The 5,912-nt window shown below is 71.5% G+C and carries 14 protein-coding genes, 1 tRNA gene and 1 pseudogene; 6 read left to right on the forward strand and 10 right to left on the reverse strand.

Annotation, left to right across the window (positions count from 1 at the left end; all coding sequences use genetic code 11):
- Positions 1 to 321 (forward strand): annotated as a pseudogene (locus ACFYPN_RS20385) (RNA helicase); the annotation flags it as partial.
- 361 nt (positions 322 to 682) lie between these two features.
- A tRNA-Lys gene (locus ACFYPN_RS20390) sits at positions 683 to 756 on the forward strand.
- A gap of 146 nt (positions 757 to 902) precedes the next feature.
- On the opposite strand, the gene ACFYPN_RS20395 is transcribed toward ACFYPN_RS20390, so the two are convergent.
- Positions 903 to 1,076 carry a hypothetical protein gene (locus ACFYPN_RS20395; protein ID WP_388640611.1) on the reverse strand — a complete coding sequence of 58 codons (174 nt, stop codon included), beginning with the start codon at positions 1,074 to 1,076 and terminating at the stop codon, positions 903 to 905.
- 106 nt (positions 1,077 to 1,182) lie between these two features.
- Between ACFYPN_RS20395 and ACFYPN_RS20400 the strand changes: the two genes are divergently transcribed.
- Positions 1,183 to 1,413 (forward strand): helix-turn-helix domain-containing protein, encoded by a 231-nt coding sequence (locus ACFYPN_RS20400; protein ID WP_388640613.1) that lies wholly within the window; start codon positions 1,183 to 1,185, stop codon positions 1,411 to 1,413.
- Between the two features lie 46 nt (positions 1,414 to 1,459).
- Here ACFYPN_RS20400 and ACFYPN_RS20405 read toward each other — a convergent pair whose 3' ends face one another.
- From ACFYPN_RS20405 to ACFYPN_RS20415, 3 genes are read right to left on the reverse strand one after another with little or no spacing between them, the layout of a single operon-like run.
- Complete coding sequence (locus ACFYPN_RS20405) at positions 1,460 to 1,654, reverse strand: hypothetical protein (RefSeq protein WP_388640615.1); 195 nt, start codon at positions 1,652 to 1,654, stop codon at positions 1,460 to 1,462.
- On the reverse strand, positions 1,651 to 1,797 hold the full coding sequence (locus ACFYPN_RS20410; RefSeq protein WP_388640618.1) for a hypothetical protein: 147 nt from the start codon (positions 1,795 to 1,797) through the stop codon (positions 1,651 to 1,653). The genes ACFYPN_RS20405 and ACFYPN_RS20410 overlap by 4 nt, the downstream gene beginning before the upstream one ends.
- Positions 1,794 to 1,991: a hypothetical protein gene (locus tag ACFYPN_RS20415; RefSeq protein ID WP_388640621.1), complete on the reverse strand. Its 198-nt coding sequence runs from the start codon at positions 1,989 to 1,991 to the stop codon at positions 1,794 to 1,796. The genes ACFYPN_RS20410 and ACFYPN_RS20415 overlap by 4 nt, the downstream gene beginning before the upstream one ends.
- 101 nt (positions 1,992 to 2,092) lie before the next feature.
- Here ACFYPN_RS20415 and ACFYPN_RS20420 point away from each other — a divergent pair, with 101 nt between their 5' ends.
- Genes ACFYPN_RS20420 through ACFYPN_RS20430 form a run of 3 tightly spaced genes read left to right on the forward strand, consistent with a single transcriptional unit; the run spans position 2,093 to position 3,716 of the window.
- The gene (locus ACFYPN_RS20420) at positions 2,093 to 2,944 is read left to right on the forward strand and encodes a helix-turn-helix domain-containing protein (protein ID WP_388640623.1); all 852 of its coding nucleotides are present in this window, start codon (positions 2,093 to 2,095) and stop codon (positions 2,942 to 2,944) included.
- A gap of 15 nt (positions 2,945 to 2,959) precedes the next feature.
- The gene (gene cyaB, locus ACFYPN_RS20425) at positions 2,960 to 3,514 is read left to right on the forward strand and encodes a class IV adenylate cyclase (protein WP_388640626.1); all 555 of its coding nucleotides are present in this window, start codon (positions 2,960 to 2,962) and stop codon (positions 3,512 to 3,514) included.
- Between the two features lie 37 nt (positions 3,515 to 3,551).
- Entirely contained in the window at positions 3,552 to 3,716 is a 165-nt protein-coding gene (locus ACFYPN_RS20430; RefSeq protein WP_388640628.1) for a hypothetical protein, read from the forward strand.
- A gap of 44 nt (positions 3,717 to 3,760) precedes the next feature.
- Here ACFYPN_RS20430 and ACFYPN_RS20435 read toward each other — a convergent pair whose 3' ends face one another.
- The 6 genes from ACFYPN_RS20435 to ACFYPN_RS20460 all read right to left on the reverse strand — a co-directional run.
- Complete coding sequence (locus ACFYPN_RS20435) at positions 3,761 to 4,030, reverse strand: hypothetical protein (protein WP_388640631.1); 270 nt, start codon at positions 4,028 to 4,030, stop codon at positions 3,761 to 3,763.
- Positions 4,030 to 4,455, reverse strand: a complete 426-nt coding sequence (locus ACFYPN_RS20440; protein WP_388640634.1) for a hypothetical protein — start codon at positions 4,453 to 4,455, stop codon at positions 4,030 to 4,032. Before ACFYPN_RS20440 ends, ACFYPN_RS20435 begins: the two co-directional genes overlap by 1 nt.
- Positions 4,455 to 4,727 carry a hypothetical protein gene (locus tag ACFYPN_RS20445; protein ID WP_388640636.1) on the reverse strand — a complete coding sequence of 91 codons (273 nt, stop codon included), beginning with the start codon at positions 4,725 to 4,727 and terminating at the stop codon, positions 4,455 to 4,457. The genes ACFYPN_RS20440 and ACFYPN_RS20445 overlap by 1 nt, the downstream gene beginning before the upstream one ends.
- Positions 4,727 to 4,882 (reverse strand): hypothetical protein, encoded by a 156-nt coding sequence (locus ACFYPN_RS20450; RefSeq protein WP_388640639.1) that lies wholly within the window; start codon positions 4,880 to 4,882, stop codon positions 4,727 to 4,729. Before ACFYPN_RS20450 ends, ACFYPN_RS20445 begins: the two co-directional genes overlap by 1 nt.
- Positions 4,883 to 4,884: 2 nt before the next feature.
- Positions 4,885 to 5,112 carry a hypothetical protein gene (locus ACFYPN_RS20455; RefSeq protein WP_388640642.1) on the reverse strand — a complete coding sequence of 76 codons (228 nt, stop codon included), beginning with the start codon at positions 5,110 to 5,112 and terminating at the stop codon, positions 4,885 to 4,887.
- Between the two features lie 2 nt (positions 5,113 to 5,114).
- A partial coding sequence (locus tag ACFYPN_RS20460) for an N-acetylmuramoyl-L-alanine amidase (RefSeq protein WP_389299843.1) occupies positions 5,115 to 5,912 on the reverse strand: 798 nt, incomplete at its 5' end.

Here is a 5,912-nt window from a genome sequence, read left to right on the forward strand (position 1 = left end):
CGTGGCGACCGTCGTGACGACCGTGGTGGCGACCGTGGTGGCCGTCCGTTCCAGGGCCGCGACGACCGTCCGTCGAGCGGTTTCCGCTCGGGTGGCGACCGTCGTGACGACCGCCCCTCCGGCGGCTTCCGCGCCGGTGGCGACCGTCCGGTCAACCGCGACCGTCGTGACGACCGCCCGACCGGCGGCTTCCGCTCCGGTGGCACCGGCGACCGCCCGCAGGGCCGCCGCGACGACCACCGCGGTGGCGGCAGCACGGGTACGAGCACCGGCAGCTTCGGCCGCCGTGACGACAAGCCCCGCTGGAAGCGCAACGGCTGACCGGTCGTCCGGACCGCGGACCGGCGGTCCCGCGACCTGACGGCAGTCCGAGCCGTCCGATCCGACGCCAGGGCCCGTACACCACCTTCTGGGTGCGTCGTACGGGCCCTGGCGCGTGTACGGAACCTTTTCCGGCGCCCACCCACCCGACCGCAGGCACGTGGCCGGGTGGGTGGGCGCGTCCCGGCGCTCGCGCGTCGGCACCCGGGCCCGTACCGCTGCTCCCACCGCCGTGCACCGGGTCACGATCCGCCCGCCCCTCGGCCTCCGGGCGGCTCACTTTCCCGGCGCAACGGCCCATCACGGGATACCGGATCGGCTCGCGGGTCCGGGCGGGCTATGCTCGTGGGTGATCCGGTACGGGCCGTTAGCTCAATTGGTCAGAGCAGCGGACTTTTAATCCGTTGGTTGTGGGTTCGAGTCCCACACGGCCTACCGAGAAACCCCAGCTCAGAGCGTGTGTGAGCTGGGGTTTCCGTCGTTCTCCGATCGTTCAAGATCGCTTGCTGGCCCCCTGCTGGCCCGAGGGGGTGATTGGGACGCAGAGGAGCCCCGGCCGCCGATGGCGGCCGGGGCTCCGGCTACTTCTCCCAGATGAATGCGGCGACATCAGGGGGCGGCTGCGCGCGCTCCCAGACGGCTATGAGTGCCGCGTGCCGGGGGTCGGTCCAGGACTGAGTGGTCGACCCGCGTGGGGGCGCGGGCGGCACGCGCCTCTCGACGGGGCCTGCCAGCGGAATGAACAGCAGATGCATGGGTCTCCGTTCGTGGGCGCCAGCATCCATGATCACTCGTTTTATGGTCAACCATAAAGACAACTGATCTTGATGCGGCGAACGTGGGCAGGTGCACCACCAGCCGATGCCTGACGAGCGTGTCCTCGCGCGCCGTCGAGCCGTCGGCGACCGGATACGAGCCGCCCGACTGCACGCGGGCCTCACCCAGGAAGCGGTTAGCCTTCGAGCTGGCATCGGGCTTGACTCGTACAACCGCATCGAGAAGGGCCACGCGAGCCCGCGGCTCGACAACCTGATCCGGATCGCCGACGCGATCGGCGTGCCGCTCTCCGACCTCGTCCGCGACGAGGGGTAGTCCCGCCCGCACCCGGCCGCCGCCGACGCGAGCACGAGCGGGAGTCTCAGCGGCGGCGCGCGGCTTCCTCGGCCATCGCTCGCCGGTGTTGTCCGCCGCGGCTGCGCGCGGGCGGCTGGCACGCCTGGTCGCCGAGGACGTGGGCGTACATGTCGGGTCGGGCCCCGGACATGGAGTGCCCGTCGGCGACGACGATTCCTTCGCCGACGATGGCCTGGTCGCAGTCGATGCAGATCCTCATCGGGCTGCCTTCCATGCCCGGCCGAGCGTCGTGGCGTTGTCGCACGTCTTGCTGGCGCGGCACGTTGCGCACCGCTCGGTGTGCATGATCAGCGCACGGTACGCGCGGTCTCCGGCGGTGAGGGGCTGTTCGGTGGTGGTCATCGTGTCCGTCCTTCCCAGCAGGTCAGGCAGCAGCGGGGGAACCAGGTGACGGAGCCGCCGAACCCCGGGTCGGGGCGGGGCCCGAGGTCGCGGGCGTCTCCCGGCGTGAGAGGAGCGGCGCACCAGACACAGCTGGCGCCGCGCTGCTGCGCGTCGGGCAGCAGCGACGGGTCAGGCAGTGGTGGCAGCGTCATCCGGCCAGGCTCATACGACAACGCCACGGGTTCCATCCCCCGCCGGTAATCTCACCGTGAGATGGATTCTCATCCCGCCGTGGACACGGGAGTGTCGAGACATGCCGACCGCACTTCACCCCATCGACCTTCCCGGCTGGGCGTGGGAGCACGCCACCGTCCGCCAGGCCTTACGCGGCCGGGACATCGGGGCCGTGTTCCGCCACGTGCAGCAGTACGCCGGCGCGAGCCAGTCCCGGATCGCCATGGCCACGGGCATGACCCAAGCACGCGTCAACGAGATCATCAACGGGCGCCGCGAGGTGGCCCGCCTGGACGTGTACGAGCGCATCGCCGACGGGCTCGCCATGCCGGACGACGCCCGGCACCTCCTGGGCCTGGCCGCGACCCGGGAGAAGCGCGCCGGCGGTGCGGCCTTCGACCTCGCGGCCTTCCCGGAGGTGGTCCGGGTGTACGAGGCGCAGAGGTCGGCGGCTGCCGAGATTCAACGGGCGGCCCGCGAGGCTGAGCAGCTGGACGTCCTGGCCGTAAGAGGGCTCGGGCTGATCGGCCTCAACGACTCCCTGCTGCGTGCCTGCCTGCCGCGCGAGCAGGGTGGCCGGGGGCTCCGGGTGCGCGTTGCCCTGCTCGACCCGGACAGTGACGCTCTGGCCCGGCGTGCAGCCGAGATCGGGGAGTCTGCCGAGTCGCTCGCCGGTGGAGTCCGGCTCGCCGAGGCACGGCTGCGCGAACTCGCGGGCACTTGCGACATCGGAGTCTGGCGGTACAACATGCTGCCCACCTGGCGGGTCATCAGGACCGACAGCACCATGTTTGTCGGCGCGTTCGATGCGGGCTGGGAAGGGCATGAGTCCGCTACGTACAAGGTCATGGCCACGCCGCACGGCCCCCTATTCCGGGGGCTCTCCAGGATGTACGAAGAGATCCTGGCCAGTGCGCAGCGCACGGTGTGAGCAGAGGGAGGCAGCGTGATCGAGGCAGAGCTGAAGGCCCGGGTGCACTCACCGGAGGCGGTGATGCGGCAGCTGGAGGACCGCGCCCCCGCCCGGGTCGAGGTGTACCGGGATACCTACTACGACCGGCCGGACGGCGCACTGGAGGCGGCGGGCCAGGAACTGCGGCTGCGCACGGTCCATGGGGCGGACAGCACCCGGACGCTGCTCACCTACAAGGGGGCGGTGGTCGATGCGGAGTCCGGGTCGAAGCCCGAGTCCGAAACGGTCGTCGAGGACGCAGAGGCGGCGCACGAGATCCTGCGGGGCCTCGGGTACGGGACGGCCATCGCCTTCGAGAAGCGGTGCCGTAACTACGAGTTCGAGGCGTCCGGCCGACGGATGCTCGCCACCCTCGTTCGGGTGCCCGAGCTGGACGGTGTCTTCCTGGAGGTTGAGACACAGGTTGCCGAGGCCGAGGTGGGCGCGGCCCTGGAGGATGTGCGTGGTGTCCTAGCCGACCTGGGAATCGGCCCGGAGGACTTGACCACAGAGACGTACACCGGGGCGGTCGCAGCCCGACGTGGCTGATCCCGGAACGTACCGCACCGCCGCTCGTTGGTGAGGTGTGACCGAACCCCACGACGCCCGGATCGCCGAGCTGGAAGCCGCACTTCGGGACGCTGTGAGCTGGCTCGCTTTCGCCGCCGGCCACGCCGCGGCCACCGACCCGACGCACGCGGACACTCTGATGGCCGTCGTCGAGAGGCTGGGACCGCTGGCCCGGGCATGACGAAACGCCCCCGCCGGGCACGTGGCCAGACGGGGGCGTGGTGGTCAGTTCCAGGGTGTGAGGTCGAGGTCGATGGGCGGGTCTGGCGGGGGGCCGGCCGGGGTGGACGGGCCGACGGAGCGGGCCCAGCGGAGGAGTTCCATTAGGTAGCTGCCCTGGAGGCGGCGCTGGATCTTCTCCTCCTGGACCTCCTTGTCGAGACGCTCGGTGATCGCGGTGAAGTCCGCGCGTCGGTTCGTCGCACGCGACTGTGTCCACCCGAGGAGCCCGACGATCAGCGCCACCCCGGTCGCAGCCAGCCCACCGAAGTCCATCAGCGCCACCTCCTTCGTATCGAGCGTGGCAGCGGGTCGTCCATGCCCGACACCACGACCACCGCGAGCGCGATGGCCACCCAGATCGACGCGGACCCGGACGCGGTCGGTGCCCTCGGGATGGCGAGGACGAAGCCCGCTGCCCAGAGCCCTGCGACGGCGGCGAGCGCCGCGTACCCGGCGGCCTGGACGCGCGGGCAGTTCGACGCGAGCCCGGCGCCGATGGCGACCGCCCCGGCCGTGACCCAGAGCCAGCCGAGTACGGGCATCGGTACCCACCGGGTGATTTCCGCGAGCAACTCACCAGTGCCAGCGCGCGGGTTGGCGAGGACGCCGGCCGCTCCGTAGCTGCACCAGCCTGCGCCGAGTACCACGAGGAAGGCGCGGCGCCGGGACACCGTGCCGCGCGGCGCCGCGCTGAGCATCAGACCCCCTTGGCGAGGGACGCCGAGTTCTTGGCGCCGAACGCCCGGGCGGCCATGCCCTTGAGCAGGGTCCCGGCGGCGACGATCCCGGCGGTGGCCATGGTCTCCCAGAACGACGCGTGGAACATGTCGCCCGGGCCCGCGGCGATGGCGACGCCGCCGGCCGCGACCACCGCGGTGGCGAGGGTGCGCTCCGCGAGGTCGCGTGCGTAGGTCGTCGCGGTCTTGGTGACGGTCTCGGCGTGGGGCAGGGGGAACGGGGTCTCGGTCATCAGGGGGTGTCCTTCCAGTTCGGTCCCCGGAAGGTCTCCGGGACGGGTGGGCGGGCGGCGGCGCGGGCCGCGAGGTACTCGTAGATCACGGCCCGCGCCTGCGGCTCGAAGAGGCGGTGGCCCAGATGCGGATCGGTGGCCGGGTCGACGGACACGGCTACTCGTCCCGGGCCGCGTCGACGGCAGCGCGGACGAAGCAGTCCTTCGCCTCCAGCAGCTTGCGGAGCCCGGCGGACAGTTCCGGCCCGTCGGGCAGCGCGTCGACCATCTGGCGGGCGAGGTCGCCGCAGGGTGCGCTGACCGCCTGGAGGTGCTCGGGGAGGTGGGCCGTGTCGAAGTAGCGGAGCAGGTGGGTGGTGCCCAGGTGGCGGAGGGGCTCGGCCATGGTCAGGACTCCTTCGTGAGTGCGGCGACTTCAGTCCGCAGCTGGCGGACTTCGTCGAGGATGTGGGCGAGGTAGTACCCGGCGGCGTGCTCGACGCGGCCGGATGTGGTGCCCGTTGCGGTGGTGCCGATCTCACCGATCGCGGTGAGGTTGGTGTGCAGGGCCGCGACCCTGCTGTCCGTGGTGGCCACGACGGGGGTTCCCTTCGACGGGGTGGTGGGCGGCGTGGGCTTGTGGTCGTCCTCGTCAGACGTCGGCGGGTCCCAGGACGCCGCGTGCTCCAGGCGCTCGGCGACGTCCACCCGGAACTGGTGCGGTGTGAAAGCGAACCGGCCTCGGGTGCCGTAGCCCTCGACGGGGCCGCGCGGGTCGACCTTGCCCTCGACGCTGGTTTCCTTGTGGCAGCCCACCGACTCGGCGGACCACCCGTGGTGGCGGCACACGGCGGCGTTGATCCGCACCCACGCGTCGTACTGGACCCGCGGGTAGACGTCCTCCTCGTCGCCGAGGTTCTCCGTCTCGATGCCGTAGGAGACGTCGTTCCCGTCGATCGTCCCGGCCGAGGCCGACGCCATCGGGTGGATGGTCTTCTCGTCGCGGAACGAGGCGAAGGCGGCGGCACCCATCTTCCCGGCGTGGTTGGCCCGCCCTGCGCTGCACATCGTGGCCACACCCGACCGGGCGAGGTAGACGTGCGCGAGCGGACCGGGCAGCCCGCTGACGCCATTCTTCGCGACGGTGTCCTTGGCGTTGCGCCCGGCTGTGTGGTGGTTGAGGAACATCCGGACCGGGCCGAACGT

The organism is Streptomyces sp. NPDC005576 (assembly GCF_042871745.1).
GTDB lineage: Bacteria > Actinomycetota > Actinomycetes > Streptomycetales > Streptomycetaceae > Streptomyces.